Below are 12,735 nucleotides of genomic sequence, written 5' to 3'. Positions count from 1 at the left end.
GATTTGCTTTGAGGCGGATTTGCGGCTATGTGTGCGCCGCCTCAAAGGACAATGAAAATGACCCAAGCCAGCGCCCCGATCACGCAGGATGTTTTGACCATTCCGCGCAAACTGCCCGAAACAGGCCTGACGAATATCGTTGGCCTCAGTCGTGATGCATTGCGCGCGGCGTTAATCGCAGCAGGCACGCCCGAGAAACAGGCCAAGATGCGGGTTAATCAAATCTGGCAATGGGTCTATGTCTGGGGGGCGCGGGATTTTGACGGGATGACCAACCTCGCCAAGTCTTATCGCGCTGAATTGGCAGAAAATTTTTATATTGGTCTGCCTGAAATGGTCAGCCGCCAAATCTCAAGCGATGGCACGCGGAAATATCTGGCGCGGATTGCGGGCGGCCATGAGGTTGAGGTCGTCTATATCCCCGAAGAAGATCGCGGCACATTGTGTATTTCAAGCCAAGTTGGCTGCACCCTGACATGTTCTTTCTGTCACACGGGCACGCAGAAACTGGTGCGCAATCTGACGGCGGCTGAGATTGTCGGGCAGATCATGATGGCGCGCGATGATTTGGATGATTGGCCGCGCCCAGGCGAGGCCTATGGCGAGCGGCCGCGTTTGATCTCAAATATCGTGCTGATGGGCATGGGTGAGCCGCTCTATAATTTCGATGCGGTGCGCGATGCGATGAAAATCGCAATGGACGGCGAAGGGATCAGCCTCAGCCGCCGCCGTATTACCCTTTCGACCAGTGGCGTTGTGCCAGAAATTGCACGTTGTGCCGAGGAAATCGGCTGTATGTTAGCCATCAGCTTTCATGCCACGACAGACGAGGTGCGCGATCGTCTTGTTCCGATTAACAAGAAATGGCCTATCGCGGAGCTGCTTGAGGCCTTACGGCAATATCCAAAAGCCTCAAATTCTGAGCGGATTACGTTTGAATATGTGATGCTCAAGGATGTGAACGACAGTGACGAAGATGCGCATCGGTTGATCAAGCTGATCAAAGGCATCCCCGCGAAGATCAATTTGATCCCGTTCAACGAATGGCCTGGCGCCCCCTATCAGCGGTCAGATTGGGCGCGGATCAAGCGGTTTGCAGATATTATTTACAAGGCGGGCTATGCCAGCCCCATTCGCACGCCCCGTGGTGAAGACATCATGGCGGCCTGTGGTCAGTTGAAATCTGCGACTGAACGCGCGCGCAAATCACGCGCTGAAATTGCTGCCGAGATTGGCGAAGCCTGAGGCACAAAAAAAGACGGCTCCCTGACCAGGAAGCCGTCCTTTGTTCTGCAGCCGAAGGCTAAATTAGTTTGCAGCTGCTGCTGCAAGCAAAATCAGAGCAAGAACTGGAACGAGAACGCCACCAGCAGAAGACGAAGTGTCGCCTGCGATAGTTGCGGGTTCCATTGCCGGAGCAGCGGTGCCACCAGCGAAAGCGCCAGTTGCGGCAACCGAGAGAACGGCGGCGAGTGCGAGTTTCTTCATTGTATCCTCCAAGATACGCCCAAATGCGCATTATTGCGCTTTATACGGGCACCCAAGACTGTACCTCGTAAATATGTCTATATTCAGGATTGCACGCAAAATGCAATGGAATCCGCATCTGTTCGTCTTTGCGATTTTTGTGGTGTCGTCAAATTAGCAACACTTGCGTGCCAATGCGCGCCAAATTGTAAAGTTCTGCAATATGTTCGTTATAAAGCCCAATACATCCGTTTGACGACCGCCGACCAATCTTGCGCGTGTCATGCGTTCCGTGGATGCGATAGAATTGCCACGACAGATAAAGTGCGTGTGTTCCTAATGGGTTATCTGGGCCAGGTGGCACATAATCGGGCCATTCTGGGTTGCGTTCCTTCATGGCTGGGGTCGGGCTCCAATCGGGGCCTTCGACACGGCGCACCACCTCCGTGCGACCACGGCGGGTCAGGTCTTCGCTCATTGGAACCGATGTCGGATACAGCCGATAGATAGATTGATCGGCGCTCCAGAAGTGCAGTGCGCGCGAGGTCAAATCCACCAAAATCGCCCCGTTTTGGGTATTGGTGAAATAGGGCCGCCAATCCAAGGTCCGAAAACTAGAGATATTTCGTGGCACAGAATGCGAGATATCCGCTTCAATTTCGGTGCTATCCGCAAGGCTTTGCGCCAAGGCGGGATTACCTGCGCTCAGCGTCAATGCGCTTGCGCCAAGCCCCACCATAAATGGCCTTCGTTTCATAGGCTTTGACTTTGCCATGATGCTCTACCTCTTGCGAAACTGCTTATTTATATTTTAGGTATGATTTACTTCTATTTTTGCAATTTTGCAATTTCGAGATCGCATTTGTGACCAATGTCGCGCTTTTGCGAAGCTTGGGATGATTAAAAGGCCGCAGGCGTGATGCGAATAATCTTCCTCATGGGGCTGACAGTGTTGGTTGCGGGCTGCCAAATTGGTGCGCCCACGCGGCCTGACCCAAACTCGGTGCGGATTTATCGGCTCGATCAGGCGGATCGCGCTGAAGTGCAGTTTCGGGTCTTGGACGCGGTCAATCTTCTGCGCGCCTCCGCTCAAGCCCCTGCGCTCGGGCTTGATAGTGGGTTGATTGCAGCCGCATCGACCCATGCCCGCGATATGTCTGTGCAAAATCGACCATGGCATTTTGGCTCGGACGGCTCATCACCCATAGATCGCGCAAGGCGCGCGGGTTATGCGGGGGCGGTTTTGGGTGAAAATATCTCGGAAACCTATGAAGGCGAGCTTGAAACCCTGCGGGCATGGATGGCGCAGCCTGACACAAGGGCCGTCATTCTTGACCCAAGTGGCCGCGACTTGGGGCTTGGGTATTTCCAAGAAGATGCTGGAAAAATTTGGTGGGTGCTCATGGTCGGTGACAGCCGCCGCGCGGCCTTTGGCCCCCGTGGGTGACGGATCACGGATAGATGTCAATCGGTGTGCGTAGGTTCACCATTGAATAAATCTCACGCATTTCGGCGTTTGAGACAGCAATACACCCCGCCGTCCAATCATTGCGAAACATCACGCTCGCCGGGGTCCCGTGGATGAAAATATCGCCCCCAGGTGATCGCCCACGCGCGCGCGCGAAGGCGCGGTCTTGGGCGTTCGGATAACTTAGCCCGATTGACAGGTAAAAGGCTGAGTTGGGATTGCGGCGGTCGATGTAATATCGCCCTTCTGGCGTGCGACCATCGCCTTCGAATTGCTTATGCCCTTCGGGTGCAAAGCCCAGTTCCACATCATAGCTGCGCAGCACTTGGTCATTATGCAAGAGCGTCAATTCGCGCTCGTTTTTGTCGAGGACAATGCGCGTTACCTCAGGGCCTGTATAAGTCGGAATTGTTTTTGACACGCACCCGCTCAGGGCAGTGGCAAAGACAAACACGATAAAACCGCGGCGTATACTCATGACGGGCCTGAAATATGAAAAGCTGCTCTTGTGGCTGCGCATACTTGAATTTGGGCGCTCGCAAAACTGAAATTTTGCGCGCTAAAGATTACCCGCCTGCCGCAAGAATGGCCTTTAGCCCTGATTTATAGTCGGGATAGAGCCATGAAAGGCCAAGATCAGCTTTCACATGGTCATTCTTGACCCGCTTATTTTCTGAATAAAAACTGGCTGCCATCGGCCCCAAATCGGCGTGTTCAAACGCGATTGCAGGTGGAATTGGCAGGCCCAGTAACTCGGCCCCATAGGCAATCACATCTTCGGGAGGGGCGGGCATGTCATCGCATATATTGTAAACAGCCCCGCGCTTTTGCGCCGTCATCGAGGCCTCTAGCGCCATCGCGATATCCTCAACATGGATCCGTGAAAACACTTGTCCCTCTTTGATAATGCGCCGCGCTGTCCCGTTTCGCAGTTTTTCAAACGGGCCACGATGGGGGCCATAAATTCCTGCCAGACGGAAAATATGTAACGGCGCCTTGGTTTGGCGGCAAACGGCGGCCCATTCGCTTTCTGCCGCAACGCGGGCGCGTCCGCGATCCGTGTTGGGGGTGAGCGGGCTGGTTTCATCCACCCACGCCCCCCCGTGATCGCCATAAACGCCCGTGGTCGACAGATACCCAATCCATGCTTTTTCATCCAAGCAAGGTGCAAGCGCCCCGCCCCATGCGCCCAAAACAGGATCGCGCCCGCCCTCAGGGGCAATGGATGATAGAATATGAGTGGCACGCGCGATATCGGCAGAGAGATCATCACGCCCCCAAACCCGTGCAGATAACCCCCGCGCGCGCAGTGCCTCGGCCTTTTTGGGGTCGCGGGTCGTGGCGATAATCTCCCAGCCTTGTGGCAGCAATCGCCGTTCAAGCGCGCTTGCGCTATAGCCGTGGCCAAAAGACAAGAGGATCATGGTCGTTGCTCCAAAGCCCATTTGGCGGCATCCGATACGGCCGCGTCAGGATCATCCACCAAACTGCGCGCCATTTCAATCAAGCCTGCATCGCCGCTATTGCCAATTGCATAAAGCACATTGCGCACAAACCGATCCCGCCCAATGCGTTTGATCGGTGATCCTGAAAACCTATCGCGGAACCCTTGATCATCAAGCTGCACCAACTTCGCTAAATTGGGTGCGCGCAGATCATCGCGCGGGGCATAGCGCATCTCGGTCGCTGTTTGAGCAAATTTATTCCAAGGGCAAACGGCCAGACAATCATCGCAGCCGTAAATACGATTTCCCAAAGCGGATCTCAGGTCAGGATCAATCGGGCCTTTATGTTCGATTGTGAGGTAAGAAATGCACCGCCGCGCATCCAATTGGTAGGGCGCGGGGAAGGCTTTTGTTGGGCAAATATCAAGGCAGGCTGTGCAACTTCCGCAATGGCTGACGTCTGGGCTGTCTGGTTCGAGAGGAACCGTTGTGAAAATGGCACCCAAGAAAAAGAAATTGCCCAAATCCCGCGCCAAGAGATTGGTATGTTTGCCCTGCCACCCCAGCCCTGCAGCCTGCGCAAGGGGTTTCTCCATCACGGGGGCCGTATCAACAAATACCTTGATCTGATGGTCTTCGCCTGCTTGTTCCAGCAGCCACCGCCCGAGGCGTTTAAGCCGTTTCTTGACCACATCATGATAGTCTTTGTTTTGCGCATAGACCGAAATCGCAGCGCGGGATTTCTCTTGCAAAATCGCAAGCGGGTCATGGTTTGGCGTGTAAAGATCAGCCAACATGATCACCGATTTCGCTTCGGGCCAAAGCACGCTTGGATCAGAACGCCACGCAATGCGATCTGCCAACCATCCCATTTGGCCATGATGCCCTGCCGCCACAAACGCGTGCATGCGCGCCCCTGCTTCAGCGATATCTGTGGGTCGACAAACACCAATTTTGGCAAAACCTATGGCTTTGGCCTCGGTCGTTAGGGTCTGCTTCAGCGCGCTCAAAAGTCCAAATTCGCGTAATGGGGCGGCTGCGGGAAACCCGAGATTTGATCCGCCAAAATGGAACGGAATGCAGGACGCGATTTGACCTTTGCATACCAGTCTTTGACGATCTCAGATCGGTTCCAATCCACATCTGAGATGTAATCAAGACAGGATAGGTGCGCCGCTGCGGTGAAATCGGCCAAGGTCATGCGATCTCCCGCCAACCAACGGCGATGATCTAGCAGCCATGCCATGTAATCCAGATGGAATTTGATCTGGCTTGCGCCAGTTTTGACCGCCCGCCCATCAGGGTATCCCGCGCGCATCAGCTTTTTGTTCACGCGTTCATAGACGAGGTTCTTGGTCACATCATGGTGGAATTTATCATCAAACCAGAAACACAGGCGGCGCACTTCGGCGCGGGCTTTGATGTCTTCTGGGATCAGTTCTGGCTCAGGATGTTTTTCCTCGAGATATTCGCAAATGGCTTGGCTTTCACTCAGGAAGACGCCGTCAATCTTGAGAACGGGCACCTTACCTGCAGGGTTGCGGCGCAGGTGATCCGGGCTGCCTTCCCAATAGCGTTCTTCCACCAATTCGACTTCGATTTTTTTCTCCGCCAGAACCAAGCGCACTTTGCGGCAAAAGGGCGATAGGGCGAAGTGGTAGAGGCGCGGCGTGTTCATTTGGGTTTTGCTCTAACTCATTGGTCGCGAGGGTTTTGCCCTGTCTGGGTGGGGAATTCAATTCGCAAAGCAATCATCGCGCCCATCATTGGCGATGGTCGCCGCCCCATCGGTAATGCTTGCAGCGCGCTCCAACAGCCATGGGGAGGGGTTTGCAGCAGATCGATCCTTTGGCGCTGGCAGAACCGCTGCGAGGCGCGCGGCTTGTGCCAATGTCAAATCAGCGGCACTCACCCCAAAATAATGCTGTGCGGCGGCCTCTGCCCCGAAAATGCCCGCATCAAATTCCGCGATATTGAGATAGACCTCTAACACCCGCGATTTTGGCCAGATCAGCTCGACCACGGGGGTCAGTGCCGCTTCAAGCGCCTTGCGCCCCCAATTTCGGCCATGCCACAAAAACGCATTTTTCACAGTTTGTTGGCTGAGCGTGGATGCGCCGCGCTGTGCGCCATCTGAAATTGCGTCACGAATTGCGCTCATGTCGAACCCCCAATGGGCGCAAAAATTTGCATCCTCTGCCGCGACCACGGCTCTTTGTAAATTTGGGGAAATCTCTTCTAGCGGGCGCCATGTCTGGTCGATTGTGCCGATGCGCCGTGCCTCGCTGATCATATAGGCCGTGGTTGGCACAGGAAGAAAGCGATAAGCAATGATCCACAGCAGCACTAGAGCGACCGCCGAAAACCCGACACGCCAAAAAACGCGACCCACGCGCTGCGTCAGGCCACGATCCTCGTGGGATTTTTTATCTTTGCGTTTGCGGGCCAACCTGCTTGCTCTGCCAATTTATCTGGTTTTTGACAAACTACGCGGATCAGCCCGCAAGGTAAAACGGTTTTACCTTGTCCCGTCTGGTGGAAAACGCCTTAGCAGGCCTTACAGGTCTTGATGCCCAAGATCGTATAAAGAGGGCAATTGCCCACCAAACCTGTCAAGAGAGGCACCAGACCCACCCAACCCCAAGCGGTTTGTGGGCCAACAAATACAATGGCAATAAGAGCCACGCCTAAGATCACGCGAAGCGCGCGGTCGATCATCCCAGCATTGCGAGTCATATCTAAACTCCTTTCTATAGCCGATGACAGATCATCACATACTGGCCCCTGATGGTCTGTGACCATGTCACATGCGCTGGTTTGCTTGACTTGTGCTGTGAAATCAGGCCATGCCGCAGCCATGAGCAAAGAGAATACACCAAAGCCAAGCAAAGATGCCGCTGCCAAGCCTAAGCGCGCGCAGGATGTTTATACGCTTGTTGTTGAACTGGGTCGCCGCGAGGGGGATGGCCTGCCTACCAGCGCAACGGGGGCGGGGCTGTTGTGCTACGCGTCAGGCGTGGACGAGGCCGAAGCGGTGCGCGAGACGGTTGCCGTGCTGAAAACGGCGGATATGAACCCGCTTGAGGTCACGGGCTATGGCACCTTGACCGAACGCGAGGCGCAGGGGCTTGAGATTGATGAAGAAGAACGCGCTTTGATGATGCGCGCTTTGGAAGAAAACTCGGTCATAGTCGCGCAGATGACACCCTATTTTGCCGAGGATGATGAGACATGAGCGAGGAAGACCTTAACGCGCGCCACAAGGCAAAGATGCAGAAGATTAAGGCCGCGCGCGATCGTATGATGGCGGAGAAAAAGCGCGAGAAGAAAGGTCTGGTGATTGTTCATACAGGCAATGGCAAGGGCAAAAGCTCGTCTGCTTTTGGGATGATTATGCGCTGCATCGCCCATGGGATGCCTTGCGGTGTCGTGCAATTCATCAAAGGCACATGGGTGACAGGCGAAAAGGAATTCCTGCGCAAACATTTCGCGAATGAATGCAAGTTTGTTGTGTCGGGCGAAGGATTTACGTGGGACACCCAAGACCGCGAGCGCGATATTGCAGCGGCGCGTGCGGGTTGGGAAGAAGCCAAAGCGATGATCAAAGACCCCAATATGTCATTGGTTGTTCTAGACGAGATCAATATCGCTCTGCGCTATGACTATCTTCCGATCCTAGAGGTGGTAGAATTTTTGGTCACAGAGAAGCCAGAAATGACCCATGTTGTTTTGACGGGTCGCAATGCCAAGCCCGAATTGATTGAGATTGCCGATCTTGTGACCGAGATGACCGAGGTCAAGCATCCATTCCGTGAGCAAGGTATTGTTGCGCAAAAAGGCGTGGAGTTCTAAGGCCTTATGCCCGCTGTCATGATCCAAGGCACAGGGTCGAATGTGGGCAAATCATTGCTTGTCGCGGGGCTGTGCCGTGCTGCGCGCAAGCGTGGGATCAATGTCGCGCCGTTTAAGCCACAAAATATGTCGAACAATGCGGCTGTCTGCCCTGAAGGGGGCGAGATTGGTCGCGCACAGGCGGTGCAGGCTGAGGCCGCAGGTCTTGCGCCTCATGTTGATATGAACCCTGTTTTGATCAAACCCGAAAGCAGCACAGGCGCGCAGATTGTGGTGCAAGGCGCGCGTCTGACCCGCGCCGAAGCGCAGGATTACCAAGGGTTGAAGCCGCGCCTCTTGGCGGCCGTGCAAGACAGTTTTGCGCGGCTGTCCGCGCAGCATGATCTTGTGATTGTCGAAGGGGCAGGCAGCGCTGCCGAGGTCAATTTGCGTAAAGGTGATATCGCCAATATGGGTTTTGCCTGTGCTGAAAATATCCCCGTGATCCTCGCAGGCGATATTGATCGTGGTGGGGTGATTGCACAGATCGTTGGGACGAAAGCCGTATTGGACGACCAAGATCGCGTTCAAATTGCGGGGTTTATGATCAACCGCTTTCGGGGTGATCCGCGCCTCTTTGATGAGGGATATCGCTATATTGCCGAGCAAACAGGATGGCGTGGGTTTGGAGTGGTGCCTTGGTTTGGCGATGCTTGGAAATTACCCGCCGAGGATGGCGTAGATCTGGGCAAAACCCCGACCCATGATGGCGCGTTTCATGTTGCGGCCCTCGCATTTCCACGGATTTCGAATTTCGATGATCTTGATCCGATTGCCCAAGACCCCAAGCTGCGCCTCACTTGGGTTGAAGCGGGGCGTGTGATTCCAGCGGATGCTGATTTGGTCATCCTGCCTGGATCAAAAAGCACGCGGGCCGATTTGGAATTTTTGCGCGCGCAGGGTTGGGATGTTGATCTGGCCGCGCATCGGCGGCGCGGCGGCGCGATCTTGGGCCTATGTGGCGGCTATCAAATGCTTGGCCGCAGGATCAGCGACCCTGAGGGGCTTGATGGCGCGGTTGGGGTGACTGACGGCTTGGGTCTGTTAGAGATTGAAACCCTGATGCGACCCCAGAAGCGTCTGGCGCTCAGTGCGGCGCACCATGTTCCAACGGGGGCCGCCGTTTCGGGCTATGAAATCCATATGGGCGAGACCTCAGGCCCTGATTGCACCCGTCCCTTTGCTGCTTTGGCCGGTCACAACGATGGCGCGATAAGTGCCGATGGGCGGGTAATGGGCAGTTACCTGCACGGGCTTTTCCAAGAGGACGGGTTTCGCACCGCGTTCTTCGCGGGTCTTGGTGCCGAGATTAGCACGGGCGGCTATCGGGCGCAGATCGGTGCAGTCTTGGATGATTTGGCACAGCATCTGGAGACGCATTTGGATGTTGATGCCATTTTTGATCTGGCCCGCTAAGCCATCATGGCCCGCGCCTCATAGCTGCGCAGTGGCATCCGCACCAATTCGCCATAACCCGCGCCACAGCTCTCTTGCAGGGCAGGAAAGAGGTCGAACAATTCGGCGCGGATCGCATCATCAAATTCGGGCAAGACCTGTTTTCCGGGGTAAAAGCTTTCGGTCAAAAGCCCCTCGGATGTGATGATCTGGTGGTGGTCAAACAGGATGTGAAAATATTCCACATCCCCGCCTTCGCGGCGATAGATCGTGACATCATTGATCAAATCTTTGGCCGCAACCAAGACCTCCTCCTCGCCGAACATTAATTGTGCGCGAATATCGCGCACAAGCACACGGTGTTGGGGCGATAATACCAGCGTGCCGTGAAACCCAAGGCTGCCTTCCTCAATGACAATCGGGGCGTGATTGCCGATCGCTGGCACTTTGCGGCTGCCAATCCAACGGATTGGCTGCGGGCCATCGTCATGGGTTTCGACCATCATACCGACCCTTAGCTTTTCAATCGCAATATCCCCTTCGGTCGTTCTGATTTTTGTGCCGCGGGCGAAGCAAGGCACAGTGGTGATTGTGACAAAGGCGGTGTCGGTGATGCCGTCTGAATTGGTCGCGGTATAGGTGAAATTGCGGATAACTGTGTCACCCGCGGGAAGGGCGGGTGCTGTGACCGACAATTTGCCATCGGGCAAGAGTGTGATCTGATGACCAGAGGCAAGGGTTATTGTTTCCCCCGCGCGAATGTCTTGGCCGTTGATTTGGGTGACAGCCATTGTTGCGCTGTCATTGGCCAAAACATCTAAAGTGCTGGTTGCGCGCTGTGCGATGCGCAGGCTGTCATCAGCACTCAGCGCCATGCCTTGAATACTGCCACCCGCGATGAGGATTGCTGAATCAAGGGTTGGATCACCAACATCGGTGATGCCAATTTTGAGCGTATTGATCGCACCGACCGAGACAGGAAAACTCACGCGAAGCGTGGTGGTGAACCCATCCATTTCGGTATTATAGGTGCCGCTGGCATTGTCGATGTAGAGCGTGCTGTTAGAGTTGTCAGAAACAGAATTGATTGAGGCCAAGGTAAAGACAGGGGACGTGACTTTGGTGCCGTTGATCCAAATGCCGACCGGATCATTGAAGATCGAGCCTACAAATTCGGGATATTCTTCTGAGGCGAAGGTAAATTGCAGCGACATTTGCGCATTGTCGGGGATAAAATCCACCTCCAAGATACTTGCGTCATATGTGCGCCGCGCGGCGATGGTTTCAAAATCGGTATCACGCCCGCCGCCCGTTATGCCTGTCGTATCAAGGGATTGGTTGGTGGCCCCCGAGCCATTGGTTAAATCGCTGACAAAGCCCGTAGACAGAACAACGCCCGTATCGGATGGGGTCAGGCGCGATGAGGTGCTGTCACCCCCCATCCAAATCGCTGACGAGGCATTATTGCCATAATAGCGGGCATCCACGATGGAAACGTCATCGTGGAAGATGGTATACGCCATCCTGAGCGCAGATGCGCCTGTATTGAGCGCCAGTTCTTGTGCGCTTTCCATACCCCTAGCCCATGCCCCGTGCCAAGGCATGGTAAATTCAGGCAAATCAGGCGCCCCTAAGCACCTTCATGTTCGTCTGATTTACAGCGGATTTTCCGCTCGGCCTGCCTCGGCTTATTGTTATTGGTATGATGCTATCACAAAATTATCTCTATTGTTAATATATTTATGCGATGCGCCCTGCAATTCTTCTGCATATAGTGGTTTGACCAAGATATCGGTTTTCTGTTTGTCTCTTGGCCAAGGGGCGCGTAACCCTAGCGCCTGATGCCTTTGGAGAAATCGGATATGGCCGACACCCGCCTTGATCCTGTTCTATTGACCGCAGATTTGCTGCGTTGCCCCTCTGTCACGCCAGAGGAGGGCGGCGCATTGGTGCTGTTGCAAACTGTGTTAGAGGCGGCAGGGTTTGAGTGCCATCGCGTAGATCGAAATGGCACAGCAAATCTTTTTGCACGCTTTGGGCCCAAAGGTCATGCGCGCAGTTTTGGCTTTAATGGACATACCGATGTTGTGCCAATTGGGGCCGAAGCGGATTGGAGCCACCCGCCCTTTGGCGCGGTGCGCGAGGGGGATTGGCTTTATGGGCGTGGCGCGACCGATATGAAATCGGGCGTTGCGGCCTTTGTCGCGGCTGCGGTCGATATGGTGCAAACCGCCCCGCCTGATGGCGCGATTATTCTGGCCATTACGGGCGATGAGGAAGGCCCCGCCACGGATGGAACAGTGGCGCTTTTGGAGTGGATGGAGTCTCAAGGCGAAGCGATGTCGGTTTGCCTTGTGGGCGAGCCAACCTGTCCAGAAACCTTGGGCGATATGATCAAAATCGGGCGGCGCGGGTCAATCAATGCGCAGATTACAGTGGCGGGGAAGCAAGGCCATGTCGCCTATCCGCATAAGGCGCAAAATCCAATGCCTGCCATGGCCGCGCTTGCGGATCGTCTGTCGCGCCATGTTCTGGATGAGGGGACAGCGCATTTTGACCCGTCCAATCTACAAATTACGGCGATTGAGACAGGGAATCCCGCCAGCAATGTGATCCCTGCACGCAGTGAAATGCGGCTTAACATTCGTTTTAATGATTTGCATTCAGGCGCATCTTTGGATGCATGGTTGCAACGTGAATGCGCCGAAGTTGCGGCTGTGCATGGCGTTCAGATTGCCTGCGAAACCCGTATTTCGGGCGAGGCGTTTTTGACCGAGCCTGGCGCGTTCTCTGACCTGATCGCGGCGGCAGTGGCGCAGCACACTGGACGACAGCCCGTTTTGTCGACCACAGGCGGCACATCGGATGCCCGATTTGTGCAGCGCCATTGCCCCGTGGTGGAATTTGGTCTTGTCGGCCATCGGATGCATGAGGTTGACGAGCGGGTATCTTGCCAAGATATCCAAGGCCTGACCGTGATCTATTCCGACATTTTGCGCCGCTATTTCGAAGGCTAAGGCTGGCCTCAAAAATCCCTCTCGAAAAAAGAACAAAACGTGAATATCTTTG

15 protein-coding genes are annotated in these 12,735 nt (G+C 54.8%); 6 read left to right on the top strand and 9 right to left on the bottom strand.

The features are described from left to right. The first annotated feature begins 57 nt into the window (after positions 1–57). Entirely contained in the window at positions 58–1,245 is a 1,188-nt protein-coding gene (rlmN, locus tag RYZ18_RS11600; RefSeq protein ID WP_317656998.1) for a 23S rRNA (adenine(2503)-C(2))-methyltransferase RlmN, read from the top strand. A gap of 63 nt (positions 1,246–1,308) precedes the next feature. On the opposite strand, the gene RYZ18_RS11595 is transcribed toward rlmN, so the two are convergent. Together RYZ18_RS11595 and RYZ18_RS11590 are read right to left on the bottom strand one after the other, a co-directional pair. Then, positions 1,309–1,488, bottom strand: a complete 180-nt coding sequence (locus RYZ18_RS11595; RefSeq protein ID WP_317656996.1) for a hypothetical protein — start codon at positions 1,486–1,488, stop codon at positions 1,309–1,311. Between the two features lie 148 nt (positions 1,489–1,636). Next, positions 1,637–2,224 carry a L,D-transpeptidase gene (locus RYZ18_RS11590; RefSeq protein ID WP_317656994.1) on the bottom strand — a complete coding sequence of 196 codons (588 nt, stop codon included), beginning with the start codon at positions 2,222–2,224 and terminating at the stop codon, positions 1,637–1,639. Between the two features lie 162 nt (positions 2,225–2,386). On the opposite strand from RYZ18_RS11590, the gene RYZ18_RS11585 reads away from it, so the two are divergent. Beyond that, positions 2,387–2,914 carry a CAP domain-containing protein gene (locus tag RYZ18_RS11585; RefSeq protein WP_411567114.1) on the top strand — a complete coding sequence of 176 codons (528 nt, stop codon included), beginning with the start codon at positions 2,387–2,389 and terminating at the stop codon, positions 2,912–2,914. A gap of 4 nt (positions 2,915–2,918) precedes the next feature. Here RYZ18_RS11585 and RYZ18_RS11580 read toward each other — a convergent pair whose 3' ends face one another. From RYZ18_RS11580 to RYZ18_RS11555, 6 genes are all read right to left on the bottom strand, one after another. Next, the gene (locus RYZ18_RS11580; protein WP_317656990.1) at positions 2,919–3,413 is read right to left on the bottom strand and encodes a murein L,D-transpeptidase family protein; all 495 of its coding nucleotides are present in this window, start codon (positions 3,411–3,413) and stop codon (positions 2,919–2,921) included. An 88-nt stretch (positions 3,414–3,501) separates the two neighbouring features. Then, the gene (locus RYZ18_RS11575; RefSeq protein WP_317656989.1) at positions 3,502–4,359 is read right to left on the bottom strand and encodes an SDR family oxidoreductase; all 858 of its coding nucleotides are present in this window, start codon (positions 4,357–4,359) and stop codon (positions 3,502–3,504) included. Continuing rightward, the gene (gene queG / locus RYZ18_RS11570; RefSeq protein WP_411567122.1) at positions 4,356–5,381 is read right to left on the bottom strand and encodes a tRNA epoxyqueuosine(34) reductase QueG; all 1,026 of its coding nucleotides are present in this window, start codon (positions 5,379–5,381) and stop codon (positions 4,356–4,358) included. Before queG ends, RYZ18_RS11575 begins: the two co-directional genes overlap by 4 nt. A 5-nt stretch (positions 5,382–5,386) precedes the next feature. Then, the gene (locus RYZ18_RS11565) at positions 5,387–6,058 is read right to left on the bottom strand and encodes a glutathione S-transferase family protein (RefSeq protein WP_317656987.1); all 672 of its coding nucleotides are present in this window, start codon (positions 6,056–6,058) and stop codon (positions 5,387–5,389) included. Positions 6,059–6,115: 57 nt separating this feature from the next. Further along, a complete protein-coding gene (gene mtgA, locus RYZ18_RS11560) occupies positions 6,116–6,829 on the bottom strand; it encodes a monofunctional biosynthetic peptidoglycan transglycosylase (RefSeq protein ID WP_411567113.1) in 714 nt (237 codons plus the stop codon). A gap of 98 nt (positions 6,830–6,927) precedes the next feature. Then, positions 6,928–7,116, bottom strand: coding sequence for a DUF2892 domain-containing protein (locus RYZ18_RS11555; RefSeq protein WP_317656985.1), 189 nt, complete (start codon positions 7,114–7,116; stop codon positions 6,928–6,930). Between the two features lie 121 nt (positions 7,117–7,237). Here RYZ18_RS11555 and RYZ18_RS11550 point away from each other — a divergent pair, with 121 nt between their 5' ends. Genes RYZ18_RS11550 through RYZ18_RS11540 form a run of 3 tightly spaced genes read left to right on the top strand, consistent with a single transcriptional unit; the run spans position 7,238 to position 9,687 of the window. Continuing rightward, positions 7,238–7,615 (top strand): hypothetical protein, encoded by a 378-nt coding sequence (locus RYZ18_RS11550; protein WP_317656983.1) that lies wholly within the window; start codon positions 7,238–7,240, stop codon positions 7,613–7,615. Beyond that, the gene (cobO, locus tag RYZ18_RS11545; RefSeq protein WP_317656981.1) at positions 7,612–8,232 is read left to right on the top strand and encodes a cob(I)yrinic acid a,c-diamide adenosyltransferase; all 621 of its coding nucleotides are present in this window, start codon (positions 7,612–7,614) and stop codon (positions 8,230–8,232) included. The genes RYZ18_RS11550 and cobO overlap by 4 nt, the downstream gene beginning before the upstream one ends. 6 nt (positions 8,233–8,238) lie before the next feature. Next, positions 8,239–9,687 carry a cobyric acid synthase gene (locus RYZ18_RS11540; protein WP_317656979.1) on the top strand — a complete coding sequence of 483 codons (1,449 nt, stop codon included), beginning with the start codon at positions 8,239–8,241 and terminating at the stop codon, positions 9,685–9,687. On the opposite strand, the gene RYZ18_RS11535 is transcribed toward RYZ18_RS11540, so the two are convergent. Then, positions 9,684–11,240: a Hint domain-containing protein gene (locus tag RYZ18_RS11535; RefSeq protein WP_317656977.1), complete on the bottom strand. Its 1,557-nt coding sequence runs from the start codon at positions 11,238–11,240 to the stop codon at positions 9,684–9,686. The genes RYZ18_RS11540 and RYZ18_RS11535 overlap by 4 nt on opposite strands. 288 nt (positions 11,241–11,528) lie before the next feature. On the opposite strand from RYZ18_RS11535, the gene dapE reads away from it, so the two are divergent. After that, on the top strand, positions 11,529–12,683 hold the full coding sequence (dapE, locus tag RYZ18_RS11530; RefSeq protein ID WP_317656975.1) for a succinyl-diaminopimelate desuccinylase: 1,155 nt from the start codon (positions 11,529–11,531) through the stop codon (positions 12,681–12,683). Positions 12,684–12,735 lie beyond the last annotated feature (52 nt).

Source organism: Roseovarius sp. 10 (assembly GCF_033100315.1).
GTDB lineage: Bacteria > Pseudomonadota > Alphaproteobacteria > Rhodobacterales > Rhodobacteraceae > M30B80.
This window is presented reverse-complemented; position numbering and strand designations above follow the sequence as displayed.

Bases quoted from the DNA above. Each gene is read 5' to 3' on its own strand.
- dapE (WP_317656975.1), top strand. From the start codon at position 11,529: ATGGCCGACACCCGCCTTGATCCTGTTCTATTGACCGCAGATTTGCTG.
- rlmN (WP_317656998.1), top strand. From the start codon at position 58: ATGACCCAAGCCAGCGCCCCGATCACGCAGGATGTTTTGACCATTCCG.
- RYZ18_RS11585 (WP_411567114.1), top strand. From the start codon at position 2,387: ATGCGAATAATCTTCCTCATGGGGCTGACAGTGTTGGTTGCGGGCTGC.
- RYZ18_RS11575 (WP_317656989.1), bottom strand. From the start codon at position 4,359: ATGATCCTCTTGTCTTTTGGCCACGGCTATAGCGCAAGCGCGCTTGAA.
- RYZ18_RS11555 (WP_317656985.1), bottom strand. From the start codon at position 7,116: ATGACTCGCAATGCTGGGATGATCGACCGCGCGCTTCGCGTGATCTTA.
- RYZ18_RS11565 (WP_317656987.1), bottom strand. From the start codon at position 6,058: ATGAACACGCCGCGCCTCTACCACTTCGCCCTATCGCCCTTTTGCCGC.
- RYZ18_RS11550 (WP_317656983.1), top strand. From the start codon at position 7,238: ATGAGCAAAGAGAATACACCAAAGCCAAGCAAAGATGCCGCTGCCAAG.
- RYZ18_RS11590 (WP_317656994.1), bottom strand. From the start codon at position 2,224: ATGAAACGAAGGCCATTTATGGTGGGGCTTGGCGCAAGCGCATTGACG.
- RYZ18_RS11580 (WP_317656990.1), bottom strand. From the start codon at position 3,413: ATGAGTATACGCCGCGGTTTTATCGTGTTTGTCTTTGCCACTGCCCTG.
- RYZ18_RS11595 (WP_317656996.1), bottom strand. From the start codon at position 1,488: ATGAAGAAACTCGCACTCGCCGCCGTTCTCTCGGTTGCCGCAACTGGC.
- cobO (WP_317656981.1), top strand. From the start codon at position 7,612: ATGAGCGAGGAAGACCTTAACGCGCGCCACAAGGCAAAGATGCAGAAG.
- RYZ18_RS11540 (WP_317656979.1), top strand. From the start codon at position 8,239: ATGCCCGCTGTCATGATCCAAGGCACAGGGTCGAATGTGGGCAAATCA.
- RYZ18_RS11535 (WP_317656977.1), bottom strand. From the start codon at position 11,240: ATGGAAAGCGCACAAGAACTGGCGCTCAATACAGGCGCATCTGCGCTC.